Source organism: Nocardioides dongkuii (assembly GCF_014127485.1).
Lineage (GTDB): Bacteria > Actinomycetota > Actinomycetes > Propionibacteriales > Nocardioidaceae > Nocardioides > Nocardioides dongkuii.
In genome coordinates this window covers 2,965,319-2,988,858 of sequence record NZ_CP059903.1, presented here as the reverse complement: position 1 = coordinate 2,988,858, position 23,540 = coordinate 2,965,319, and the positions used below count along the sequence as shown (strand labels likewise).

22 protein-coding genes are annotated in these 23,540 nt (G+C 71.3%); 13 read left to right on the top strand and 9 right to left on the bottom strand.

Annotated features, from left to right (window positions below; genetic code table 11):
* Positions 1-16 precede the first annotated feature (16 nt).
* From H4O22_RS14415 to H4O22_RS14400, 4 genes are all read left to right on the top strand, one after another.
* Positions 17-295: a hypothetical protein gene (locus H4O22_RS14415; protein WP_182524069.1), complete on the top strand. Its 279-nt coding sequence runs from the start codon at positions 17-19 to the stop codon at positions 293-295.
* Between the two features lie 482 nt (positions 296-777).
* Positions 778-1,305, top strand: a complete 528-nt coding sequence (locus H4O22_RS14410) for a TlpA family protein disulfide reductase (protein ID WP_182524068.1) — start codon at positions 778-780, stop codon at positions 1,303-1,305.
* An 88-nt stretch (positions 1,306-1,393) separates the two neighbouring features.
* Positions 1,394-1,768, top strand: a complete 375-nt coding sequence (locus H4O22_RS14405; protein ID WP_182524067.1) for a hypothetical protein — start codon at positions 1,394-1,396, stop codon at positions 1,766-1,768.
* 150 nt (positions 1,769-1,918) lie between these two features.
* Positions 1,919-2,317 carry a hypothetical protein gene (locus H4O22_RS14400; protein ID WP_182524066.1) on the top strand — a complete coding sequence of 133 codons (399 nt, stop codon included), beginning with the start codon at positions 1,919-1,921 and terminating at the stop codon, positions 2,315-2,317.
* 544 nt (positions 2,318-2,861) lie between these two features.
* Here H4O22_RS14400 and H4O22_RS14395 read toward each other — a convergent pair.
* Together H4O22_RS14395 and H4O22_RS14390 are read right to left on the bottom strand one after the other, a co-directional pair.
* Positions 2,862-3,368: a GNAT family N-acetyltransferase gene (locus tag H4O22_RS14395; RefSeq protein WP_182524065.1), complete on the bottom strand. Its 507-nt coding sequence runs from the start codon at positions 3,366-3,368 to the stop codon at positions 2,862-2,864.
* A gap of 89 nt (positions 3,369-3,457) precedes the next feature.
* On the bottom strand, positions 3,458-3,814 hold the full coding sequence (locus tag H4O22_RS14390; protein ID WP_182524064.1) for a VOC family protein: 357 nt from the start codon (positions 3,812-3,814) through the stop codon (positions 3,458-3,460).
* Positions 3,815-3,902: 88 nt separating this feature from the next.
* Here H4O22_RS14390 and H4O22_RS14385 point away from each other — a divergent pair, with 88 nt between their 5' ends.
* Complete coding sequence (locus H4O22_RS14385) at positions 3,903-4,772, top strand: SDR family NAD(P)-dependent oxidoreductase (protein ID WP_182524063.1); 870 nt, start codon at positions 3,903-3,905, stop codon at positions 4,770-4,772.
* A gap of 2 nt (positions 4,773-4,774) precedes the next feature.
* Here the strand turns inward: H4O22_RS14385 and H4O22_RS14380 are convergent, their stop codons facing one another.
* A complete protein-coding gene (locus tag H4O22_RS14380) occupies positions 4,775-5,173 on the bottom strand; it encodes a hypothetical protein (RefSeq protein WP_182524062.1) in 399 nt (132 codons plus the stop codon).
* A gap of 143 nt (positions 5,174-5,316) precedes the next feature.
* Between H4O22_RS14380 and H4O22_RS14375 the strand changes: the two genes are divergently transcribed.
* On the top strand, positions 5,317-6,645 hold the full coding sequence (locus H4O22_RS14375) for an HNH endonuclease (protein ID WP_182524061.1): 1,329 nt from the start codon (positions 5,317-5,319) through the stop codon (positions 6,643-6,645).
* 11 nt (positions 6,646-6,656) lie between these two features.
* On the opposite strand, the gene H4O22_RS14370 is transcribed toward H4O22_RS14375, so the two are convergent.
* Both H4O22_RS14370 and H4O22_RS14365 read right to left on the bottom strand, forming a co-directional pair.
* Complete coding sequence (locus tag H4O22_RS14370) at positions 6,657-8,750, bottom strand: YhgE/Pip domain-containing protein (RefSeq protein WP_182524060.1); 2,094 nt, start codon at positions 8,748-8,750, stop codon at positions 6,657-6,659.
* Positions 8,747-9,601, bottom strand: a complete 855-nt coding sequence (locus H4O22_RS14365; protein WP_182524059.1) for a P-loop NTPase family protein — start codon at positions 9,599-9,601, stop codon at positions 8,747-8,749. The genes H4O22_RS14370 and H4O22_RS14365 overlap by 4 nt, the downstream gene beginning before the upstream one ends.
* 112 nt (positions 9,602-9,713) lie before the next feature.
* Here H4O22_RS14365 and H4O22_RS14360 point away from each other — a divergent pair, with 112 nt between their 5' ends.
* The 3 genes from H4O22_RS14360 to H4O22_RS14350 all read left to right on the top strand — a co-directional run bounded on the left by H4O22_RS14360 (position 9,714) and on the right by H4O22_RS14350 (position 11,685).
* Positions 9,714-10,205: a fluoride efflux transporter FluC gene (locus H4O22_RS14360; RefSeq protein WP_182524058.1), complete on the top strand. Its 492-nt coding sequence runs from the start codon at positions 9,714-9,716 to the stop codon at positions 10,203-10,205.
* Complete coding sequence (gene crcB / locus H4O22_RS14355; protein WP_182524057.1) at positions 10,202-10,582, top strand: fluoride efflux transporter CrcB; 381 nt, start codon at positions 10,202-10,204, stop codon at positions 10,580-10,582. Before H4O22_RS14360 ends, crcB begins: the two co-directional genes overlap by 4 nt.
* Before the next feature lie 65 nt (positions 10,583-10,647).
* Positions 10,648-11,685 (top strand): glycoside hydrolase family 26 protein, encoded by a 1,038-nt coding sequence (locus tag H4O22_RS14350; protein WP_182524056.1) that lies wholly within the window; start codon positions 10,648-10,650, stop codon positions 11,683-11,685.
* Positions 11,686-11,700: 15 nt separating this feature from the next.
* Here H4O22_RS14350 and H4O22_RS14345 read toward each other — a convergent pair whose 3' ends face one another.
* The 3 genes from H4O22_RS14345 to H4O22_RS14335 are packed head-to-tail and all read right to left on the bottom strand — an operon-like array spanning position 11,701 to position 13,616.
* Positions 11,701-12,288: a sortase gene (locus H4O22_RS14345; protein WP_182524055.1), complete on the bottom strand. Its 588-nt coding sequence runs from the start codon at positions 12,286-12,288 to the stop codon at positions 11,701-11,703.
* On the bottom strand, positions 12,285-12,455 hold the full coding sequence (locus tag H4O22_RS14340) for a hypothetical protein (RefSeq protein ID WP_182524054.1): 171 nt from the start codon (positions 12,453-12,455) through the stop codon (positions 12,285-12,287). The genes H4O22_RS14345 and H4O22_RS14340 overlap by 4 nt, the downstream gene beginning before the upstream one ends.
* A gap of 3 nt (positions 12,456-12,458) precedes the next feature.
* Positions 12,459-13,616 carry a glycosyltransferase family 2 protein gene (locus H4O22_RS14335; protein ID WP_182524053.1) on the bottom strand — a complete coding sequence of 386 codons (1,158 nt, stop codon included), beginning with the start codon at positions 13,614-13,616 and terminating at the stop codon, positions 12,459-12,461.
* Positions 13,617-14,456: 840 nt separating this feature from the next.
* On the opposite strand from H4O22_RS14335, the gene H4O22_RS14325 reads away from it, so the two are divergent.
* Entirely contained in the window at positions 14,457-15,842 is a 1,386-nt protein-coding gene (locus tag H4O22_RS14325) for a hyaluronate lyase N-terminal domain-containing protein (RefSeq protein ID WP_182524052.1), read from the top strand.
* Here the strand turns inward: H4O22_RS14325 and H4O22_RS14320 are convergent, their stop codons facing one another.
* Positions 15,843-16,847 (bottom strand): helix-turn-helix domain-containing protein, encoded by a 1,005-nt coding sequence (locus tag H4O22_RS14320; protein WP_182524051.1) that lies wholly within the window; start codon positions 16,845-16,847, stop codon positions 15,843-15,845.
* Between the two features lie 236 nt (positions 16,848-17,083).
* On the opposite strand from H4O22_RS14320, the gene H4O22_RS14315 reads away from it, so the two are divergent.
* Genes H4O22_RS14315 through H4O22_RS14305 form a run of 3 tightly spaced genes read left to right on the top strand, consistent with a single transcriptional unit; the run spans position 17,084 to position 23,481 of the window.
* Entirely contained in the window at positions 17,084-18,295 is a 1,212-nt protein-coding gene (locus H4O22_RS14315; protein WP_182524050.1) for an Ig-like domain repeat protein, read from the top strand.
* Between the two features lie 34 nt (positions 18,296-18,329).
* Positions 18,330-22,769: a S8 family serine peptidase gene (locus tag H4O22_RS14310; protein WP_182524049.1), complete on the top strand. Its 4,440-nt coding sequence runs from the start codon at positions 18,330-18,332 to the stop codon at positions 22,767-22,769.
* Positions 22,770-22,824: 55 nt separating this feature from the next.
* Positions 22,825-23,481 carry a GAP family protein gene (locus tag H4O22_RS14305; RefSeq protein WP_182524048.1) on the top strand — a complete coding sequence of 219 codons (657 nt, stop codon included), beginning with the start codon at positions 22,825-22,827 and terminating at the stop codon, positions 23,479-23,481.
* Positions 23,482-23,540 lie beyond the last annotated feature (59 nt).

Here is a 23,540-nt window from a genome sequence, read left to right as displayed (position 1 = left end):
CCTTACCCTGCGACATGTGGCACACACGCTGGCGGATGAGATGCGCCTACACCTGGCCGACCCCTTCCCCGACTCGGTGGAGAAGGGTCTGGACTACGGAGAAGTGGATGCGGTCATGATCGGTGCGGACATCTACGGCTGGGCAGCCAGGGCTGGGTCGCTGTCCGAACTCGACCGGCCGCGGTTGGCACAGGCTGCCGATGAACTTCAACGGTCCATCGGTGCCTTCCCAGCAGATGCCCAGCCGTACTACGAGCGAGTCCTCCGGATCGCTCGGCTGACCCTCATCGCCTGAACCGAACCGTCCGCTCTTGCCGCGCTGCGCGCTCATGGCGATGAGCGGACGCCCTGAACCGTCGGCTAAGTCGCGATTCAGCGCTGGCCACCTGCTAGGCGTCGGCGATAACTACCAACCGCGGCCCACATCAGCGATGCCACGATCATTGCGATCAGGAGCAACAGAGGCGGGCCGGGATCCCAGGCTGCTGCCAACACGACGGCATAAAGAGACACCGCGGCGACGACTACAGCAGGGACGCCAAGCAAGAGTGCAAGAACGGTTCCGCTGCGGACCCGTTGAGCAGGCTTCATGTTCTCAAACTAGGACACGAAACCCGCTCAAGCATCCGGAATCGGGAGGCCGTCCTCGTCGGGATCTGCCGCTTGGAGGGCGGCTCGCCCAGGTCTGCCGCGCGACCCACCCTCAAGCCGTTGAATGGTCGTCGCTAAGGCACACCGGACCGTCGGAGCCCGCGAGGTGCTGGCTAGCATCCAAACGTGTTCGCCCTACGCATCGTTGCCCCTGCGCTGCTCGCCGGCGCGTTGGCTGGCTGCGCCGGACCACCAACGACACCTCTCACTGAGAGCAGCACATCCGACATTCGTCTCGGATGGACCAAAGTGACCAACGGTCCAACCATGGACTTGCCCACAGGAGAAGTCGTTCAGGGGCGGGTGCCGACGTCGAGCGATGGACCCGTTCTTGTGAATTTCTGGGGCAGTTGGTGCGGCCCTTGCAAGAAAGAGATGCCGCTCCTTGAGCGGTTGGCTGACGAAACAGGCGTTCAGGTCATCGGAGTCAGCCGAGATCGCTTCGAGAAGTACGCCAAAGAGTTCCTTGGCATGACGGGTGCCACGTTCCCGAACGTCCTGGACAGCGACGGCAGCTACATGGCTCAGTACTCCGACACTGTTCCCCTACAAGCCTTACCGTCATCCGTCCTGCTCGTGAACGGAACGGTCGTCGCCGCTCATATCGGACCCTTCGAGCAGTGGAGCGACCTCACTACCGATCGTCCCGAGTGACAGGAGGAGGCGACGCCCGCCGGAGGCCACGCAACAGATGCACTCATCTGCCTGAGCGCGCGGTCATGTCGATGAGCGGGTTAAAGCGATGGCTGAGATGCTGGACCACATGCGGCGAGTCACCGATACGGAGTTGGAGGTAATGAACCTCCTCGCGTCTGTCGAGTTTGAAGGCGTCGAGCAGTTGCGAGCACAGATCGCGAGCATTGGTGAGGTAGAGCCCAACTGCTCCTGCGGCTGCCCATCGTTCACGCCGACGATTGACCGCACCGTCGCCCCTGCTTCGCCGTTGCGAACCCTGCTCCCGACCGAGTTGGTCGAGGAAGAGCGCACCGATGGCGTGCCGCGCACAGTGGTCTGGTTCGCGGACGCAGACGGCTACATCGCGAACGTCGAGTGCGTGTACTACGACGATGCGCTCTCCGAGTGGCCAGACCTACGACGGTGCACAGTCCTGGGATAGCGTCGGCCGATCGCCCTCTCATGCCGCGTTGAGGGCGGCTACGCTCGCCCGGATCTGCCTGAATTGCTCGCTCTTCTGCCGAGATAGGTGCCCTCCTGGTGGCTCACCGACGCGGACCTATGTGTGCCTTGAGATAGCTAGGGTCCCTCTGTGGCACCAATGGACAGGCACTGGGCAGAAGCGGTCGCCGCGGCGTGCAACCCCATCTTCGAGGCGGCCGACGTCGGCTTCGAACGGCAACTGCTGTACGCCGACGAAGAGCACACGCAGGTTGACGCGCTCTTGTGGGAGGCGGACCCTCGACGCTTCGCGCATCGCTACCCCGACAGCGGCATCGTGGAGACCTACGGCGACCAGCAGTGGCCCGACGTTCGCTGCATCGACTACTGGGTCTATGTCGACCACGCGAATGGACGCTGTCGTCTGTCCGTCGAAGGCTGGAACTTGCCTGAGTTGTACCTCGACCTGCATGGGAACGGTGGGCGGGATGGCGCTCACATTGCGGACACGTTTGCTCGGATCCTGGCGATTCCATCCCCGCGCGTCTGAGGCGAACATCCGGTTCTGCCGCATAGAGCAGCTCGACCAGGTCTGCCGCGCGATGCCCCTGATGCCGCTGAGTAAGGCTGGATCCAAAGTACGTTTATGCCATGGCAACGGACAGCAGCGGTCATGTGCGCCTGCTGCCCTGGGTGGTCGCCGCAGTCGTCTTCGGCGTCGCCGCTGTTGGCGGTCTCGCGGGCGCTTCTTGGTGGTGGGGAGCCGGCTTCGATCAGGTGGAAACTACCGGGACAGTTACCCCCTCGACAGACGCCGCAATGCTAGTGAGCTCCTGGATTGCGATGGCTGGGCTGGCCGGGATCGCAGTCACCGGCGTTTTGGCCGTTGTGCTACTTCGGCGGCCGCGCAGCTAACTCGAACCGCCTGGATCTGCCGCGAGTAGCGCCGTCGTACCGTTGGAGCGGTTGCAGCTTGGAAGTCCGCCGGATCGGGTGGACACCATCAGCGGTCGTCGTCTCAGCCCTTCCGCCGAGGCCTGCTGAGGTCGCCCACGGACGTCCAGGCGTCGCCGCCATGCCCAGTGCGCGGTGCGCTAACGGAGCGTCTTGCCGTACCAACGATCAGAGAACGGTCCGCCCGAGTGGGCTGGGGTCTGGTGGTAGCCAAGGGACTCGTAGAGCCGCTGCGATTCGACGAGATCGCCACGGGTGTCGAGACGTAGCGCGACGAGGCCCATGCTGCGAGCTCGCTGTTCGACCTCCGACATCAACCGGCGTCCCAGCCCGCGTCGTCGAAAGTTCGGGGCGACGTGCAGCCGACGGACTTCGCCGACGTCACCGGTCACGCGTGCCAGTGCCACGCAACCGCACACGACGCCGATACCTGCTGTCGCCACGAGGAAGACGCCATCGGGCGGGACGAGGTCCTCACTCGGATGCTGTGACAGCGCACTCTCGAGTTCATCGGCACGAGCGGGCCTGCCGTAGTAGCGACTGGCGACATCATGGAGGTACGCGCGCAACGCCTGCTCGGCCGGCGCCGAGGTCGGCGCGACAGCGTGGACCTCGATGTCCGGCCCGACGCAGATCTCGGCGTCCATGCCCTGTTACCTGCCTGGCGTCGTCGTGACAGTGCTCGCGAGCACCCTAGGGGGTCGGCGACGCGCGTTCCGTGCGCCGCTGAGGTCGCTCAGCTGACGCAGAGGCAGAACGGGTGGCCGGCAGGATCGAGGAAGACGCGGAACGTCGTGCCGGGCTGGTGCTCGGCCCGGGTCGCGCCCAGCCGCAGCGCCTCCGCCTCGCCGGCGTCGAGGTCCTCGACCATGAGGTCGAGGTGCATCTGCTGCGGGACGTCCTGGGCCGGCCAGGCCGGGGGCGTGTACCCCTCGACCTGCTGGAACGACAGGCACTGCCCGTAGTCGGAGCGGACGTCGGCCCAGTCGTCCTTGGCGTCCACCTGCCAGCCGAGAAGGGCGCCGTAGAACGTCGCGAGGGTCGTCGGGTCGGGGCAGTCGAGGACGATGCTCGGGAAGCGTGCGATGGCCATGCGCCGCACGCTAACCGGCATTGCGGACGAGCGGCTTCCTCTTCTCCGGCCTAGGGTGCGGTCCACCGATCCCGTCCGGAGGAGCCCAATGACCGACGCACCCGCCCTCGCCGGCTCGACCGCCGTCGTCACCGGATCCTCGCGCGGGATCGGCCTGGCCGTCGCCGAGGCGCTCGCGGACGCCGGGGCGGCGGTGGTGCTCAACGGACGCGACCCGGCCGTCCTGGACGCGGCGGTCCGCGACCTGGCCGAGCGCGGCGGGCGGGTCGCCGGGGTGCCCGGCTCGGCCGCCGACCCCATCGTCGTGGAAGAGCTGGTGGCCGCGGCGGCGGCGCTGGGCGAGGTCGACGTCCTCGTCAACTGCGCCGGGACGGCGGAGCCGCCGGGCTCCTCGATCCTGACGGTCACCCCTCAGGAGTGGCACGACCTGATCGACGCGCACCTGACCTCGACGTTCCTCACCTGCCGGGCGTTCGCGCCGCTGATGGTCGAGCGCGGGGGCGGGTCGATCGTGAACACCGGCTCGCACGCGTTCACCGGCGCCTTCGGCGGGACGGGGTACGCCGCGGGCAAGGGCGGCGTCACCAGCCTCACCTACGCGCTCGCGGCCGAGCTGCGCGAGCACGGCGTCCGGGTCAACGCGGTGTGTCCGGGTGCCCGGACCCGGCTGTCCACCGGTGACGACTACGAGCGGTCCATCGAGGACCTGCACCGCCGCGGGTTGCTGGACGACCTGATGAAGGCCGGGGCACTGGCCCCGGCGGGGCCGGAGCACGTGGCGGCGCTCTACGTCTTCCTCGCCAGTGACCTGGCCGACGGGGTCACCGGCCAGGTGCTGGTGGGCGCCGGGGGCTACCTCGGTCGTTTCCCGGCGCCCGCCGAGCAGCTGCTCGACTACCGCGAGCCCGCGATCTCCCCGGCGTACTCGCTCGAGGAGATCGCGGCGCGGCTCACCTAGGGTCAGCCGATCCGGATGGTGCGCGACTTGCCCGCGCCGCCGACCTTCTTCACCCTCACCTTGAAGGTGTCGGCGCCGGCCCTGTCCCCCTGGTTCTTGCTGATGTCGACGTCGCCCTCGCGGTCGGCGCGGTGTACCCGGTTGTGGAAGCGCGTGCCGTTGTGCCGCAGCACGATGCGCCACCTGCTGCCCGGCCTCGCGTTGTCGATGTCGACGTCCACCTCGAAGCGGCCGTCGTCCCTCTCGACCGAGAAGTCGACCCGGGCGCCGGCGACGCGGAACACGCGTTCCCGGTTGGCGGCGTCGGCGTCGGCGTGGGCCGGGCCCGCGATCACGCTCAGGGGAGCGGCGAGGAGGGTCGTGGCGCCGAGCGTGGCGATGGTGGTGCGGATCTTGGACATGGGGAGCTCCGTTCGTGTGGCTGGTGCTCGTTCTCCGACCCGGTTGAGCCTGGCGGGGGAGAACGAGCGGGGAGTGAGAGGCAGATGAGGCGCCGCTTGGCTGCGGACCGGGACTGTCGGTGGTCTGCTCTAGATTCGAAGACATGTTCGAACACGGCGTCCCCGAGCTGGCCGGGTGGGTCACGGCCCTGGCCGATGCGCCCTCGGCCGGCTCGGACGCGGACCGGGTGGAGCGGATCCGGCTCCTGGAGGAGCTGAAGTGCGCCGCGGAGGCGTTGCAGGCCCGCGACGCGGTCGACCTGGACGCCTCGGTGCGCCAGGTCCAGCGCGCGGGGGTCCCGGCGCGGCGGCTGGGTGAGGGGGTCGCCGCGCAGGTGGGGTTGGCCCGGCGGGTCTCCCCGGTCCGGGCCTCGAAGCTCCTGGGGTTGGCGAAGGTGATGAGCGCCGAGCTGCCGCACACCGCGGAGCTGATGCGCCGCGGGCTGCTCTCGGAGTGGCGCGCCACGATCGTGGCCCGGGAGACCGGCTGCCTGGACCTTCAGGACCGCCGCGAGGTCGACCGGCTGCTGTGCGCCGGCGGGCCCGGGTACGCCCCGGCGATCGAGATGGGCGACCGGCAGCTCGCCGACACCGCCAAGAAGCACGCCTACCGCCTCGACGCGCAGGCCTTCACCGCCCGGGCCGCGAAGGCAGTCGAAGAGCGCACCGTCACGATCCGGCCCGCCCCGGACACGATGACCTGGGTCACCGCCCTGCTCCCGGTCGCCCAAGGTGTGGGGGTGTACGCCGCGCTCCGGGCCGCCGCGGACTCCGCCCGCGCGACCGGTGACCCCCGCAGCCGGGGGCAGGTGATGGCCGACACCCTCGTCGAACGCGCCGCCGGCAGGACCACCGCCGAAGAGGTGTCCGTGGAGGTGCGGTTGGTGATGACCGACCGCACCCTGTTCACCGGCGACGACGAACCCGCCCACCTCCTCGGCTACGGCCCCGTCCCCGCCGGCTGGGCACGAGCCCTGGCCGCCGAGGCTCTGGACACCGCGCAGCTGTGGATCCGGCGGCTCTACACCACCCCGGGCACCGGGACCCTGGTCGCGATGGACTCCACCGCCCGCTGCGCACCCACCGGGTTGGCTCGGTTCATCGAGACCCGCGACCTGGCCACCTGCCGCACCCCCTGGTGCGACGCCCCCGCCCGCGTGATCGACCACGTCACCGACCACCAGCACGGCGGACCCACCACCGGCCCCAACCTCCAAGACCTCTGCGAACGCTGCAACCTGGCCAAACAGGCTCCCGGCTGGAGCGCCACCACCCGCGCCGGACCCGACGCCCGCGGCCGACACGTCGTGGACTGGCGCACCCCCACCGGACACACCCACACAGCCCGCGCCCCCGACCTCCCCGGCACCGACCACACCCGACCACCCCTCGAGGCCTGGCTCCACGACGTCATCCTCGACCTCGCGGTCTGACTCGACGCCGCTCACAGGACCAGCTCTGGCTGCAGCCGGTTCACGGTCCACACGCGCTGTCGTCGCGCGGCCCACGTCGTGAGGAGCAGCGCGACCAGGCCGACGGCGGCGAGCACGCTCACGTCTCGTACGACGATCCGCAGCTCACCGCCGTACAGGGTCTGGCGGAGGCCGTCGACGGCGTAGGTCATCGGGAGGAGCCAGTGCAGGGAGCGCAACGGCTCCGGGATCGTCTCCCAGGGGAAGGTGCCGCCGGCGGTGACGAGCTGCACCAGCATCAGCACCAGCCCGAGGAACTCGCCGACGGTGCCCAGCCAGGCGTTGAGGGCCTGGAGGATGGCGACGAACGCCGCGGAGGCGACCACCAGGATCGCGACGGTGGCGACCTCGTGCACCGGGTCGAGGTCGAGGGCGAGGCGGACGACGGTGAGCATGACCACCATCTGGAACACCCCGACGATCGCCGGGGGCAGCATGCCGCCCAGCGCGGTGCGCAGGGCGGGGCCGTCCGCGGCGAGCGCGCGCCGGGAGAGCGGACGGACCAGGAGGAAGAGGATGTAGGCGCCGATCCAGGCGGCCAGGGACATGAAGAACGGGGCCAGGCCCGCGCCGTACGACCCGGCCCGGGCGAGGGTGTCGTCCTGGACGTCGACCGGGTCGCCGACCGTCTGTGCCATCGCCCGCGAGGTCGGCCGGTCCAGGTCGGGCACCTTGGTCAGTCCTCGCTCCAGTCCCTTGCGGAGCTTCGTGGTGCCCGCGTCCAGCTTCGTCGCGCCGTTGCGGAGCTTCGGGGTCGACCGGGCCAGCCGGCCGGCCCCGCTGGACACCTCACTGGTCCCGGAGGCGAGCTCGGAGGCGCCGCTCGAGAGCGTGCGGGTGCCGCTGGCCAGCGTGCTGGTGCCGGAGGCGACCCGGTCCGCGCCCGACGCGGCCCTCGCCACGCCGCTCGCCAGCTCCGGGGCGGCGTTCGCGAGCTTGCGGGTGCCCGCGGCGACCTCCGCGGAGCCCCGGCTCAGCTTCCCGAGCTTGGCCGCGGCGCCCTCGATGCGGGTGGCCACCTGCTGGACCGGTGCCCCCGCCACGTCGACGAGGCTCGCCAGCCGCCGGGCCTGGTCCCGGGTGAGGACGCCGCGCTCCACCAGACGGTCCAGCTCGGCGTCGAGGTCGGCCCGGACGCCCGCGAGCTGCCGGGCGACCGCTCGCGCCACGCGCGCCGCATCCCGTCCGAAGGCCGCGACGCGCGCGTTGCCCTGCGCCACCCGCTGCGCACCGTTCGCCAGGGTGCGGCTGCTGCCGGGCAGGGACGCCGTGCGCTGCCGGAGGGTCCCGAGCCCGGAGGTCAGCTCGGTCGTGCCCTGCTCCAGCCGGTCGCTGCCGGAGACGAGTCGCGAGGCGCCGGAGGAGAGCCGGGCGGCGCCGCTCGCCGTCCGGTCGGCACCGGACGCCAGCTCGGTGGTCCCCCGGACGAGCTCGACCGTCCCGGTGGCCAGCCGGGAGGTCCCCTTCTCGAGTCGCCGGGCGCCCTTCCCGGCCTTGGTGAGGTCGGTGTGGATCAGGTCGAGGCCCTGGAGGAAGGTGATCGTCGCCGTGGCGCCGACCTGCTCCGCGATGGATTTCCGCACGTCGTCGGCGACCGTCTTGGCGATCGTGGTGGCCAGGTAGTTGGTCGCGTCGTTGGTGAGCAGGTCCAGGCTGGCCTGCCGAGGCTGGTAGCGCTCGGTGGAGGTGAGGTCCTCGGAGAAGCCCGGGCGGATGAACAGGGCGGCGTCGAAGCGCCCGGACTGCACCCCGTCCTCGGCCTCCTGCTGCGAGGTCTCGACCCACCCGAGCCCACCCTCGCCGTCGAGGAGGCGACGGGCCACCTGCTCTCCGTAGTCCACGTCCCGGGTCCGCCCGTCGACCGAGCTGGTCACCGTGGCGCCCCGGTCCTGCACGACCAGCGCGGCGGGCACCCGGCCCAGCGCGCCGTAGGGGTCCTTGTTGGCGTACACGTACAGGCCGGCGTACAGCGAGGGGATCACGACGATCGCGAGGACGGCCAGCTTGGGCAGCGTGCCCGCGCTGATGCGGCGCAGCTCCGTGATGGTCAGGCGAACGGCGATCATCGATCCATCTCCCTCGGCGGTGCGGCTCCCGGGTGCTCGACCGGCAGCAGCCGGGTCGGTGGGCTGTCGAGCTCGAGCTGCTCGGGCGGGGCCTGCAGGCGGACGCGGAGGGTCTCCACGGGCCTGGCGTACTGGTTGCGCACCCCCTGTGCGGGCGGGAGCGCGGCACCGAGGTCCCGGGCCGAGGACCGGTTGCACTGGACCAGCACGCCGTACCCCGCCCCGGCGTACTGCTGGGCGAGGTCCCACCAGTGAGCCGGCTCGTCTCCGTGCCGATCGGGGAGCGTGAGGATGAGGAACCGGACGCCCACGCGCTCGGCCGCCAGTGCCGTGAGCAGGGCGGTGCGGGTCGGTCCGACGAGCGCGTCGACCCGATCCGGCTCCAGCTCGCCCAGGTGCTGCCGGGCGAGCCACCGGCCGGGCGCACGCGGTCCCGCGCCGCGGTGGGCCAGGGCGAGGCCCTCGGCGGTCACGGTCCCGACCGGCACCTCGTCGTCGGGCTCCGAGACCCCGGGGAGGTCCACCACCGCCGTGACCCGGCGCAGCTCGCGCGGGTCGTAGGAGAACGAGCCGCCGTCGTCGACCAGCCGGACCCGCCCGCTCGACGGCGCCATCCGGCCGGTGAGCACCAGCGCCAGTGCGGTGTGGCCCTGGCCCGGCTCCCCGGCGACCAGCACGCACTCGCCGGTCTCCACCGCGAGCCGGTCGAGCTCGAGCAGGGGAGCGCGCCGGCCCTGCACCCGGACGTCCTCGAGCACGATCTGCACCTCAGCGCCCTGACCTGCCGGGGCCGCGGCGTTCTCCCCGAGCGCGACCTTGGCGGCAGATCCGAGGAGACGACATACCGTCATTACCACACCTCGAGGGCCTGGCCACCAGAGACTCATTGCTCTGTGTTGCGCCTCTTGGTCCGGCTCGCCCGGAGGCTCTGGGCGAGGCCGTCACTGAGAGGGTGGAGACCTGATGTCGCACCCCACCCCCGCCGGAGGTGATCGCGCCGCGGCCCAGCCGAGGACGTCGGCGCGTCCGGCGTACCTGCAGGCATCCTCGATCGCGCTGGTCCTCCTCGGGGGCGGCGTCGGGGCCGGCGTCCGCGAGGGACTCTCCCTGCTGGTGCCCGAGGCGGACGGGGTCCAGGTCGTCGTCCCGGTGGTGAACGTGCTCGGGGCGTTCCTGCTCGGCTACCTCTACGAGGCCCTCGTCGCGGCGGGCGCCGGGCCATCGACGACCGCGCGGCTCAGGCTCCTCGTCGGCGCCGGATTCTGTGGTGGCCTGACCACCTACAGCTCGCTGACGACCGCCACGGCGTTGCTGCTCGAGGACTCGCGCTGGGGCTTCGGTGTTGCGTACGCCCTCGGCACGGTCGTCGTCGGGGCGGCCGCGACGATGACGGGCATCGTCGTCGGGTCCAGGCAGCGGCCGCGTCGCACCCCGGCCAGGGGAGCGGACCGATGACCTTCACTCTCTTCCTCCTGCTGGTCCTGGGCGGCGGCACGGGCGCTGCTCTGCGGTACGTCGTCGACGGGCTGATCACGTCCGGCACCGGGAAGACGGCGTTCCCCTGGTCCACCGCGACCATCAACCTCACCGGCTCCTTCCTCCTGGGCTTCCTCACCGGCCTGGTCGCCAGTCGGGTCGCCGACCCCCACATCAGCGCCGTCCTCATCACCGGCCTGCCCGGCGGCTACACGACGTTCAGCGCCGCCAGCTACGAGACGGTCCAGCTGGTCCGCGACAAGCGCCTCGGCCTCGCCGTCGGCTACGGCCTCGGGGTGCTGGTGGTGGGGGTCGCCCTGGCGCTGCTCGGCTACGTCTCCGGCTCGCGGGTGTAGCACCTCCCAGGAGCTGATTTGTCCCGGAACCTAACCTGGGACGCGAGGTCGCCGATGTGGCCGGCATGTCCTCACGGTCCCGCAGGCCAGGTCTCGCCGTCGCCCTCGCGGTGGTGCTCGCGTTCCTCACCTCGTTCCTGCCGGCCGGCACGGCGTCGGCCGGCCTCGCGTCGACAGGCAGCGCCTCGCACGGAAACGCGTCGGCTGTCGCTCGGCCGGCGGCCCGACCGCTGGTGGACCGGGTCGAGTTCGGTGCGTTCGTCGAGGGCATGCAGGACGACCCGTCGCGCCTGCGGGCGTTCGAGTCGAAGATCGGACAGCGTGCTCGGATCGCGTCCTACTACTACGGCTACGGCGACGTGTTCCCGGCCGCACCCGAGCGCCTCTTCGCTGACGGTGGCCGCCGCAAGGTGCTCGTCTCCTGGGACATGGGTCCCACCCGGTTCGCCGAGTGGAGCAGCGGCCAGCACGACGCCTATCTCGACCAGATCGCCGCCGCAGCCAGCACCTACCCCCACACCCTCTACGTGCGGCCGTGGCCGGAGATGAACGGCGACTGGCAGACCTTCCAGCCGACGGCTGACGGCGCCCAACCCCACGGTGGCACCTACCGGGAGTTCACGCAGGCGTGGCGCTACGTCGTGACCTACCTGCAGTCGCGTGGGGCGGACAACCTGCGGTGGGTCTTCAACCCCACGGCCGACACCTATGCCGAGACGACGCGGGTCAAGGCGATCTGGCCGGGGGCCGCGTACGTCGACGTGCTCGGCCTCGACGGGTTCAACTGGGGCAAGGACTCGAGCTGGGGCCGCTGGCGCAGCTTCCGTCAGATCTTCCAGCGCCAGTACCGCAAGCTCACCGCCCTGCACCCCCGCGCGCCGGTGTGGATCTGCGAGGTCTCCTCGAAGGAGCCGAGGGTCAACGACGGGGCGCCGACCAGCCGCGCACACGACAAGGCGAGCTGGGTGCAGAAGATGCTCGCCAATCGCTCCATGCCCCGGATCAAGGCGCTCATCTGGTTCAACGCCGACAAGGAACGCGACTGGCGCGTCGACTCGTCACGAGACGCCCTGAGGGCGGTACGCCGCGGCTTGGCGCGCTGAGCAACGCCCTCGCCGTCAGCTCGCCACCAGGTGCCCGCGGACGTACATCCGCTTCGACGAGCCGTAGCGCGGCCAACAGGTCGTCAGCGTGAGCACGCGCCCCGGGGTAGGTGCCAGGACCCAGTCGGCTGTCGCCGGGATGATCCGAGGGTCGGCGTCGAGCTCGTAGACCCACCGGGCGTCCCCCTGCTCCAGCACGACGCGATCACCGGCCTGCAGGAGGTCGAAGTCGATGAACGGGTCGCCATGACCGGCGCGGTGGGCGGCGAATGCCGAGTTGCCCCGCTGTCCCGGCAGCGGAGTCTGCTCGTAGTGGCCGGGTCCGTCCGCCAGCACGTCCGTCGACGTTCCTTCCAACGCGGCCCAGCGCCAGTCGTCGCCGAACCGGGGGATGGTGATCACGGCGAGCGCGTCGCCGACATCGACGCCCCTGGCCCGCGGGACGGACCCCGACGAGCCTGCGACCACCGTGCTCGGCACCTCGCTGAGCAGCCGCACCTGAGCCTCGGTGGTCCGGTGCCGAGCGAGCAGGTGCTGGCCGCTGAGCACCATCAGGAGGGCGAGGGCACTGGCGACCATCGTCCACCCGATCGCCTTCCTCATCGCTGGGACCGGGGCACCGTCCGCAGGATGGCCATGCCGAGAGCCAGGATGGCGAAGGAAGCCAGGAAGATCCAGATCAGGTTGCCTGCCACGCCCGTCATCGCCAGGCCGCTTCCGCCAGCGCCAGCGCCAGCGCCAGCAGCGAGCGTTCCGGTGTTGTTGTACATCTGTTACCACTTTCTTTCTCGACGCAGGAGCGCGTTCATGAATGCCTGCGCTTGGACCAGCTGCAGGAAGAGGTCGTAGGCCATCTCGATGACCAGGGGAGCGGCGAGGAGCATCTGCCGCCATCCGCGCTGGCGCACCGTGACGACGCGTTCCAGGCAGAACACGAGCGAGGCGGCCAGCCAGAAGGGGTGCAGGTGGATCTCCGTGAAGAGCCCCCACAGGAGGCTCGCGACGTACAGCGCCGTGGCGAGGAGGCCGACCGCGCTGAGCACCTGTCGTCCCCAGTAGGAAGCGGTGACGCGGGTGAACCCGTAGTCGACGATGTTCTCCAGGGCGCCGCGCTTCCATCGCGACCGCTGCCTCGCGAGGTCACCCCACGTGGTCATCACCTCGGTCACCAGGGTGCACTCCCGCGGGGCGAGGATGCCGTACCCGAGGTGCATCAGCGCCAGCGACAGCTCGTTGTCCTCGGTCAGGACGTGGACGTCATAGACGTTCCCCGCGCCGGATCGATCCGGCAGCTCCCCGGCCCGGCGGGCGGCGGCGACCTCGCGCAGGACCTTGACCGTGAACACCGAGGCGGTGCCGGTCAGGACGAGCGCCTTGCCGTGCAGCCGGCGGACGTCGCGGGCGTATCGCGCGTACTCGTTCCGCTGGAAGGTGCCGAGGAGTCCACCTCCCTCGGCCCCGAGGAACGTGCCGCCCACCCCGCCGAGGATGATCCCGCGGCGGTGCGCCCGAGAGCCTGGACGGACCTCCAGGGCACGGCGGGCCCCCTCGAGGAAGGTCGGGTCCAGCAGCGAGTCGGCGTCCATCACCAGGATGAGGTCGTCGGGCTGCATCTGGGGGAGGAGGACGTCGAGGGCCTGGTTCAGACCCCCGGCCTTCTTGTGGACATTTCCTCGTGTCCGGAAGACGGTGGCGCCGAGCTCGGTGGCGACCTGTTCGGTGTCGTCGGTGCAGTTGTCGGCGATCACCACGATGTCGACCGGAGGCTCCGTCTGCCCCCGGAGGGACGCCAGGGCGTCCGGGAGGTTCGCCTCTTCGTTGTGGGCCGGCAGCAGGGCCGTGATCCGGCCCAGACGACGCGCGGGCCTCGGTACGTCGACATTCGGGCGCTCGAGTACGCCAGCGGTGCTGTTGATGGTCCTGCCCCCCATGGTGAGTCTCGCTGCAGGCAGTCGAGAACGACCGCCCGGCGAAAGCCCGGCGAAGATTTGCCGAGAGAAAACCTAAGGAACTGCGACCCACTGCCGACGCACACGTCAGCCACACCAGCCCCACGATTCGTCAACAAAGTAAAAAGATCGCCGGTACGCTTCGCGACCAACGGTCCCGGCACCCGGCGGTTCGGTCACCGTGGCTGCGCCACGGGACCGCCCCAGTCCCATGGCGACGATGGAGGCCGTGAGCGTGGACATGCGATTTCGCCACCTGGCAGCGATGGGTGATTCTTCGGACGTGAAAGCAAGAGCCCTGATGGCCATGCTCTGCCTCGTCCTGGTGCTGGGCCTGGGGGTAGGGGCCACTGCGTTCGTGTCCGCGCAGCCGGGCCCTGAGCCGTCCCCCCGCAAGTCGGCCACGTCGGTGAAGGTGTGCGTCGGCAAGAGAGACGTCGTGGTCGCTGCGAAGTCGACCGGCCGATGCCCGCGCGGGTCGACGCTGGCAACCGTCAGTCGGACCGGCCCGCAGGGGCCACGGGGTCTCCCAGGTCCTTCTGGCGCACCCGGCGCCCCCGGCGCATCTGGAGCGCCCGGGATCGACGGCGCGCCGGGGCCCGTGGGATCACCAGGTCCCCAGGGCCCACCTGGCGACGCCGCCGTGCTTCCCGACGTCATCGACGGCGGCACCCCGTGAGCGCGGACGAGGAGACGCGCAGTCGGCGCGGGTTGCTGGGGCTGCTCCTCGCCGGCACCGCTGCGAGCGTCGCTGTGACGGCGGCACCGGCAGAGGCCGCGGAGGACACCATCGACGGCGGCACCCCCTAGAAGGCGAGCGACATGACCACGATCAAGCTGCGGCGAGGCACGGCAGCTCAGTGGGCGAGCGCCAACCCGGTGCTCGCGCTCGGTGAGCCCGGGTACGTCACCGACACCGGCCTGCTCAAGGTCGGCGACGGCGAGACCGCGTTCGCCACCCTTCCGGGCTTCCTCGACGAGGACGCCCTCCGGGCCACGTTCGCCTCCCTCAACGAGGGCGGCGAGCTCGTCATCGGCGGCGACGTGATCGACGTGGCGAGGCCATCGGGGCGACGGGGCGGCATCACTGTCGCCGCGCCCAAGAGGAGCAGCGGGCTCGTCACCGACACCAGCTCCGGCTTCACGGATTGGTACGGGCAGGGCACGGTCGGCCACACCCTGACCGAGAAGAAGGCCGGCAGGGGCTCGGTCGTGATGACCGTGAGGCCCAACGACACCGGACAGTCGATGATGCTGAAGGAGGTCGACCGCCTCGACCTGTCCCACCGGACCTTCAAGCTGTGGGTCAAGTGCACCGACTGGACGGCCACCGCCCAGGTCCGGCTGCACACGACCCACAACAACGACTTCTTCTACTTCAGCGTCAAGGACGCTTTCGCCTCCACCGAGTGGGTCAACAACGAGTGGATGGAGCTGAGCGTCCCGCGCAGCTCGTTCCGCGTGCAGGGGGCCCCGGCGTGGGACAACATCAACATGGTGTCGTTCCTCGGCTGGAGCAAGGTCGACACCACGCCGACGATCTGGTTCAACCACCTCACGGCACACCCTGACGGTGCGGCGGGCAAGGTCAGCATCACGTTCGACGACGGCTACGCCAGCAACTACAGCGCGGCGACGATCATGGACGAGTTCGGGTACGTCGGGAACACCTTCATCATCCCCGAGCTGCTGGGCACGAGCGGCTACATGACGCAGGCACAGGTCGACGACCTCCACGATCGAGGCTGGCTGATCGGTGGGCACGGGGCGACCAACCTCACCACCCTGTCGGCGGCCGAGGCCGAGAACGCTGTCAGCCGCTCCTACGAGTACCTCGCCAGCCACGGCTACCGGGGCGCGGAGCACTTCGCCTACCCGAACGGCGGCAACAACGACCAGGTCCGGCGCATCGTCCGCCGCTACTTCTCGTCGGCCCGCACCATCAACCCCAACGGCAACGGGCAGGGCTACCTCAACGAGTACCGGATCAACGCTGTCTCGGTGTACGACACCCAGGACGACCGCGAGGTGACCGGCCTCGTCGATGCGGCGGTCGCCAACCACGAGTGGTTCGTCCTGTGCTTCCACAAGATCAACGACGACGCCGACCACACGGCGTGGACCGAGGCCCGCTTCCGCACCCTGCTCACCTACCTCGAGAACAGCGGCGTCAGCGTGGCCCCGATGTTCACCGAGGCGGTGGCCTGATCACTCCTCGCCCAGCCACCCGGCCGCCTGCGCCTGGAGCGCGATCTGGAAGCGGGTGCGGGCGCCGAGCCGGGTGCCGACGTCGCTGACGATCTGCTGCACGGTACGACGGCTCACCCCGAGCACCCGGGCGATGGCGTCGTCCTTCATGCCGAGAGCCATGAACTGGAGCACCCGCGCCGAGCGCGGGTCGATCGCGAGCCGGTCGGGGGGCGGCTGTGACGCCGTGGGCTCGGTCGACCACGGGGCGGCGTGCTCCCACAGCTCGTCGAAGAGCGCCTTGAGCACCCGCAGCAGTGGCGGGCTGTAGACGACGAGCGAGCCGGCGGCCGGGTCGGCCGGCGTGATCGCCATGATCGCGGCCGCATCGTCGAAGAGCACCAGCTTCATCGGCAGCTCCCTGCTGAGCCGCACCTCGCCGCCGAACGCCAGCCCGTCGCGCGCGGTCCGCAGCGAGAGCTCCTCGTCGAAGGTCGAGGCGTCGTACACCGCGCGGAACCGCACCCCGCGCGCCGCCGCGTCAGCCTGGGCGGCCATCCGCTCGGGATGGGCGCTCGTCGCGACCGAGGGGGGCATCACCAGGTGGAGGATCTCGCGCTGAGCCGAGCGGAGCAGGTGCTCGTAGCGCGCGGTCACCCGCTGCGGCGTGTCGAGCACCTCGAACTGGTCGCTGGCGAAGCGCCGGTCGAGGTGCGCGGCGTACTCCTCCTGCAGCCGCTCGGCCTGGAGCTCGACGTTGGCCAGCTGCGCCCGTCGGCGTTGCAGCAGCGCGTCCATGGCCGAGCGCGGCGGGCTGGCACTCCAGCGCGTCGGCCGCCGTCCGACGCGAACGACGAGCAGCTCCTCCACCAAGGCGCGCAGCATCCGCTCGACGGTGGACGCGGTGAGCCCGAGCTCGTCGGCGATCGCTGCGGCCGTCGACTCGGGATGGGTGACGAGGTGCTGCAGCACCCGGCCGGCCGCCGGCGGCAGGCCGACCTCCTGCCACCAGTCGGGCGCCGTCATCGTCCTCCTCCATCACGTCGCGGCCGGCGTCTCGTGGGGAGTCGCGGCGGCCCAGCCGACAGGTCGGACTCTATCGAGCGGCCTCGCTGCGCACTTGCGCAACGGCGTGTATCGGCAGCCGCACAAGGCTTGCTGCGCACGATCTGCCGGCCCGACGCTGTGATCCTCGCGCCGCCAGAGTCGTCGGTGTGGGAGCCGACCCATGAGCCCCCGGCCCTACCGACGATTGGAACACCGTGGACACCAAGAAGCTCCGTCGCCGAACGGCCACCGCCGTGCTGGCTGCCAGCTGTGTGATCGCCCCCGGCATCGCGATGACCTCCGCGTCCGCGGCGACCGTCGACCGGGCGGACGTGGTCGCGGCCGCCGCCCCGGTCAACCTCACGCCGCCGTCGATCATCGGCACGTACGGCTGGATCTACGCAGTCGGCGACACCGTCACGGCCGACCCCGGGACCTGGGACACCGAGGGGGCCGAGTTCTCCTACGAGTGGCGGGTCGGCGGCGCCGCCGTCGGTGTCGGCGACAGCTACACGCCCACCATCGACGACCTCCGCAAGACGTTGACGCTCACGGTCACCGCCAGCAAGGACGGCGCGATGAGCGAGCCGGTGACCTCGGCGGGCAAGACCATCGAGGAAGGCAGCATCACCTACCTGACCTTGCCGTCCGTCACGGGCGACCCGGTGCCCGGTGCCGTCCTGACCGCGGATCCGGGCACCTGGGACATCGCAACCGCGGTTCCCGAGTTCCAGTGGTACGTCGGCGGCGAGCCCGTCGCCGGCGCGACCGCCCGGACCTACCAGGTGAAGCCGCGCGACGTCGGCAGCGACATCTACCTGGGCGTGACCCTCTCCGCGCCGGACTACCTCTGGGCGATGGCCTTCACCGACTCGATCATGGTCCAGCGGGGCACCGTGACCAGTCAGGCCGAGCCCCGGATCGGGGGCGTGCCGGTGGTCGGCAAGACGCTGACCGTGAAGCCGGGCACCTGGAGCAGCACCGACGGCGTGGCCCTGAGCTACCGGTGGACCTCGGGCGGCAAGCCCGTCCCCGGGGCGGACGGCAGGACCTTCACGCTGCGCGCGGCGGACGCCGGCAAGCAGATCGGCGTCATCGAGACCGCCGGTGGCGCCGCCTGGAACCCTGCCTCCCACAGCTCCGCACCGGTGACGGCGACGAAGGCCGCGGCCTCCGTGCGGCTCAAGCTCGGCGCGCCCGCCGCGGGCAAGCTCAAGGTCAGCGTCGTCGTCCGTTCGACGGTGACGGCGACCGGCCAGGTCAAGGTCAAGGTCGGCCAGCGCACCCGCACGGTGACGCTGCGCCAGGGCAAGGCGACCTTCACCCTGGCCAAGGTGGCGAAGGGCAAGGTCAAGGTGACCGCCCGCTACGCCGGCTCGAGCGCGGTGCTGGCCGGCGCCGACTCGGCGTCGATCCGGGTCAAGTAGCCACCCTCACCACCAGACTCGCAGGAGCCTTCCCATGCCGATCCGTCCCTTCCGCAGCGTCGCGATCGCGGGCGTCTCGCTCGCCCTGGCCGCGGCGAGCCTGGCGGTCGCGCCGTCCCCGGCGACGGCATCGCCGTCGGGCAAGGCACCTGCGGTCTCGGAGCCCGAGCGCCCCGCCGCCAAGCTGACCGCGGGCGTACGACGCGAGCTGGCGGGCGGTACCCGCGCGGACTACTGGGTGCGCTTCGACGGCAGCGGCCTGACCGGGCTGGCGGCTGCCGACAGCTGGGAGGAGCGCGGCCACGCCGTCCACGACGCCCTCCGCGCTGCGGCCCGGAGCAGCCAGCGTGACGTGCGCGCCGAGCTCGACGCCCGGGGCGTCGACTACACGGCGTACTGGATCTCCGACGCGATCCTGGTGCACCGCGGCACCCTGTCCCTCGCGACGACGCTGGCCCGGGAGTCCGAGGTCGTCCAGATCCGCCCGACGACGTCGTGGGAGCAGGAGCCGCCGGTGGCGGAGAGCGGCTCCCGGGCCGACGACGGCGTGGTCCCGTGGGGCATCCAGGCCGTGCACGCCGACCAGGCGTGGGCCGACGGCGTCGACGGCCGCGGCATCACGGTGGCCAACCTCGACAGCGGGATCGACGTCACCCACCCGGCCCTGCGCGACCGCTACCGAGGTCTGAAGGCCGACGGCAGCCTCGACAACGACTACAGCTGGTACGACGTCGCCGGCGTCTGCCCCACGACCGACCCGTGCGACGCCGACGGCCACGGCACCCACACGATGGGCACCATGCTCGGCTCGGCCCCGGAGCACCGGATCGGGGTCGCCCCCGGCGCCACCTGGATCGGCGTCAACGGCTGCGCCTTCGGCACCTGCACCGACGAGGACCTGCTGAGCTCGGCCCAGTGGCTGCTCGCACCCACCCGCACCGACGGCACGGGCGCCGACCCCGGCCGGCGTCCCCACATCATCAACAACTCGTGGGGCAGCGACCCCGGCAGCTCGGGGAACCCGTTCTACGACGAGGTGATCGACGCCTGGGACGCCGCCGGCATCTTCAGCTCGTGGTCCATCGGCAACTCCGGACCCTCCTGCGGCACCGCGGCCGCACCTGGCGGCCGCACCACGGGGTACTCGGTCGGCGCCTACGGGCACACCGGTGACCTCGCGTTCTTCTCCTCGCGCGGCCCCGGCCAGGACGGCCTGGCCAAGCCCAACATCACCGCGCCCGGCGTGGGTGTCGTCTCGGCACTGCCCGGTGGGACCTACGGTCCCAACGACGGCACGTCGATGGCCGCGCCGCACGTGGCGGGCTCGGTCGCGCTGCTGTGGAGCGCCCGGCCCGAGCTGATCGGCGACGTCGCCGGCACCGAGCGACTGCTCGACCGCACCGCCCACGACGTCGACGACACGACCTGCGGTGGGACTGCGGCCGACAACTCCTCGTGGGGCGAGGGCACCCTCGACGCCGCGGCCCTGCTGGACGCGGCGCCCACGGTCTTCGGCACCCTCACCGGGTCGGTGGCCGACGCCGACGGGCAGCCCCTGTCGGGCGCCGTCGTCACGGCGTCCGGCGACGGCGAGCGCTCGGCCGCCACCGGGGCCGACGGCAGCTTCTCCCTCCCGCTCGTCCCGGGCTCCTACACGGTGCGGATCTCGGCGTTCGGCCACCGGGCGTCGACCCGCACCGTGGTCGTGCCCGAGGGCGGCGGCACCGCCTCCCTCGGTGTCACCACCCTCATGACCGCGCCGCGCCACCGCGTCAGCGGGACGCTCACCCAGCCCGGCGGCTTCCCGGTGATCGAGACCCGGGTCACCCTCGGCTCCGACGTCGCGCCGGTGACCACCGGTGCCGACGGCGGCTTCACCTTCAGCGACGTGCCGGAGGGCACCTACACGCTCCGCGTGCCCGGCTCGGTCTGCGGCCAGCCGGTGGCCCTGGAGGTGGTGGTCGACGGTGACGAGACGCTCGCCCCGGTGCAGCGCGTCCAGGCCTCGACGGGGTACGCCGGCTGCCGGCGGGTCGTCGGGGGCTTCCGTCCGGGGACCGAGAGGAACGAGTTCACGGCCGGTGCGCACCTGACCAGGAAGCTCCCGTTCCCGTTCGTGTGGTTCGGACGGCCGGTGCAGAGCATCGAGATCTCCCCGAAGGGCTTCCTGCGCTTCGACCCGGGCCAGCCGGACCCGCGCGACCAGCCCGTCACCGACAACTGGGGGATGCCCGACTCGCGGCTGTCCGCGGCCGTGATGCCGTTCTTCGACGACCTGCAGACCGCGGCCGTCTACACCGGCACCACGACCGTCGACGGCGAGCCGGCGTACGTGATCGAGTGGCGCGACGCGTCCTTCACCCCCGTCGACGACCCGGGGACGAGCACGCCGGGGTCGGTGGACTTCTCGGTCACCCTGACCGGCGGCGGCGACGCGATCATCGGCTGGGGCGCCGGCGTGGGCGCCGACCCGGTCCGCGGCGGGAGCTCGGCCAGCATCGGCTTCCAGTCCTTCCCCGACCCCGGACAGAACCTCACGACGATCGAGTACGGCGACCACGCCGACGTCGCCGACGAGGATCGCGGCCTGGTGCTCGACGGTGAGCCGACCGGCTTCGTGCACGTGTCGGTGAGCGACGCCAACGACGACCAGGCGATCACCGGGGCGCGGGTGACGCTGACGCCCGAGACCGGGGCCCCCACCACGGCCACCACGGATGCCGCCGGCGAGGTCACCGTCCAGCTCCCGCTCGGTGCCTACACGGTCACCGCCGCGGCGCAGGACTACACGAGCTCGGCCACCACGGTCACGCTCGGCAGCGAGGCCGAGGTCGAGGACGTCGCGGCTGACCTGGCCACCAGCGCCGCGAAGGTGAAGGCCGCCAGGACGAGCTGGTTGCTCGGACCGCGGGACACCAGCACCGGGAAGGTCACCGTGTCCAACACGGGCACGGTGCCGATGACGGTCTCGTTCGCCGAGACCCGTCGCGACGCGGCCGTCGACCGGGCCACCGGGGCGGCGCGTGCCGTGCCTCGCTCCTCGGTCGCGGTGCGGGCCGACGACGCGGCCCCGCCGGCCATGCGGCGTACCCGGGTGCTGTCGACCTTCAAGACGGCGTACGACAGCAACGCCGGCGTCGCCTACGACGGCACGTCGCTGTGGACCAACGAGCTCTACGGCGAGCGCGTCGCCCGCTACGGGTTCGACGGCACGCTCCGCCAGGAGATCGTCGCGGAGTGGGACCGCACCCACGGGCTGTTGTTCGTCGGTGACCTCGCCTACGACAGCACCACGGGAAGCCTGTGCGAGGCGATCCACGCAGACGGACGCGGCGAGCTGCGCTGCTACTCGCGCACCGACGGCGTCGAGCGCTACGCCCTCGACGGCAGCTGGGCAGCCGTCAGCCCGGGTGGCCTGGCCTACAACGAGCAGGACGACGTCTTCTACCTCAGCGGCAACGGCTACCTGTTCACCGTGAACGGCACGACCCACCCGTCGCCGGGTCGGCTGGTGCGCAGCTGCTCCCTGGCGACCCAGGACAGCCGCGGGCTGGCGTACAACCCCTCCACCGGCATGGTGTGGGAGGCCGGTGTCCGGCAGGACCACCCGGGCGCCCGTGCGCCGCGCTACAACCAGCTGCAGGAGGTCTCGCCGCTCACCTGCGAGACGGTGTCGACCGCCAGCGTGCCCGACAGCATCGGGTGGCCCGGCGGCCTGGAGATCGACCCGGCCGGCCGGCTGTGGATGGCCGACCCGGGCGCGAGCGCCGTCCACTTCCTCGACGTCGACGACGCCGTCACCACCGACCTGCCCTGGCTCACCGTGCCCACCGGCACCGCGACCATCCCGGCGGGGGACTCCCGCACCTTCACCGTGGGCGTGCGCGGAGCCGGCGCCCGCGCGGGCATGCTCGCGGGCAACATCGTCGTCCGCACCTCCTCGGGACGCGCCTCGACCCAGCTCGTGCCGGTCACCGTGGCCCGGTCGGCGTACCGGGTCGGTGTGAACGCGGGCGGCAAGGGCCACCGCGACGGGTCCGGCTTCGCCTGGAGCGGCGACCGTCGGTTCCGCCCCGGTCAGTGGGGCTTCCGCGGCGAGACGAAGGTGGTCACGACCACGAAGGCCATCGGCGGCACCACCGAGGACCGGCTCTTCCGGTCCGCGCGCACCGCCCGGCGCAAGTCGTTCACCTACACCTTCGCCGATGCGCCCGCCGGGAGGTACCAGGTCGAGCTCGGCTTCGCCGAGATCGCCGGAGCCCGGAAGGGACGCCGGGTCTTCGACGTCCGCGTGGACGGGAAGGCCGTGCTGCGCAAGGTCGATGCCGCCCGCTCCGGGCAGCGGCGTGCCGTGGTCAGGTCGCTCGAGGTCAACCACAAGTCGGGCCCGCTGGTCATCACGTTCCTGCGGCCGCGGCACGCCGGCAAGCCGATGGTGAGCTCGATCCGGGTCACCCAGCGCCCGGACTGGTGAGCGCCTGCGCGGCGGCCGAGCTCACGCACGACGCGCCGCCGTTACGCTCCGCTTCATGGTCAGTGTCCTGGCGGTCGTGATCCCGCTGGCCTTCGCGGGCGCCATCAGCCCGGTCATGCTCACTGAGCAGACCGTCCTGCTGGCTGGGCGCGACGGACGCCGCGTCGCGGGGGGCTACGCCATCGGGGTCGGCGGAACGCTGCTCGTGCTCCTGTCGGTCCTGGTGCTCTTCGGCGGTTCCATCGCCCTCCCCGAGGAGCCCAGGCTCAGCGCCTCCCTCGACGTCGTCCTCGGCTCCCTCCTCGTCCTCATCGCTGCCGTGCTGCGGCACCGCCGGCCGCGTACCCCGAAGCCCGAGAAGTCGCGCGACCGCGGGCTCAATCCGAGCCACGCGGTGGGCTTCGGCGTGTTCTCGATGGCGACGAACTTCACGACGTTGGCGCTCATGGTCCCCGTGGCCAAGGAGATCGGCGCCAGTGATCTCGACGTCGCCGGACGCCTGATCGTGCTCTGCATCGTGGTGGTCGTGGCAGCGTTGCCGGCGTGGCTCCCCCTCGCGATGACCCTGGTGGCGCCCGACCCCACGCGCCGCGGTCTGCAGGCGCTGGCCGACTTCATCGACACGCGCGGCCAGCTGGTGACGGAGCTGCTGCTGGCCGCGGTGGGGCTCTTCCTGGTGGGCCGCGGCATCGTGCACATGGCCGGTTGGTGAGGCGTCCCCGGGGTCCGCGGGCCTCCTCGGGTTCTCATCTGTCCCACTAGTCCGTTCTG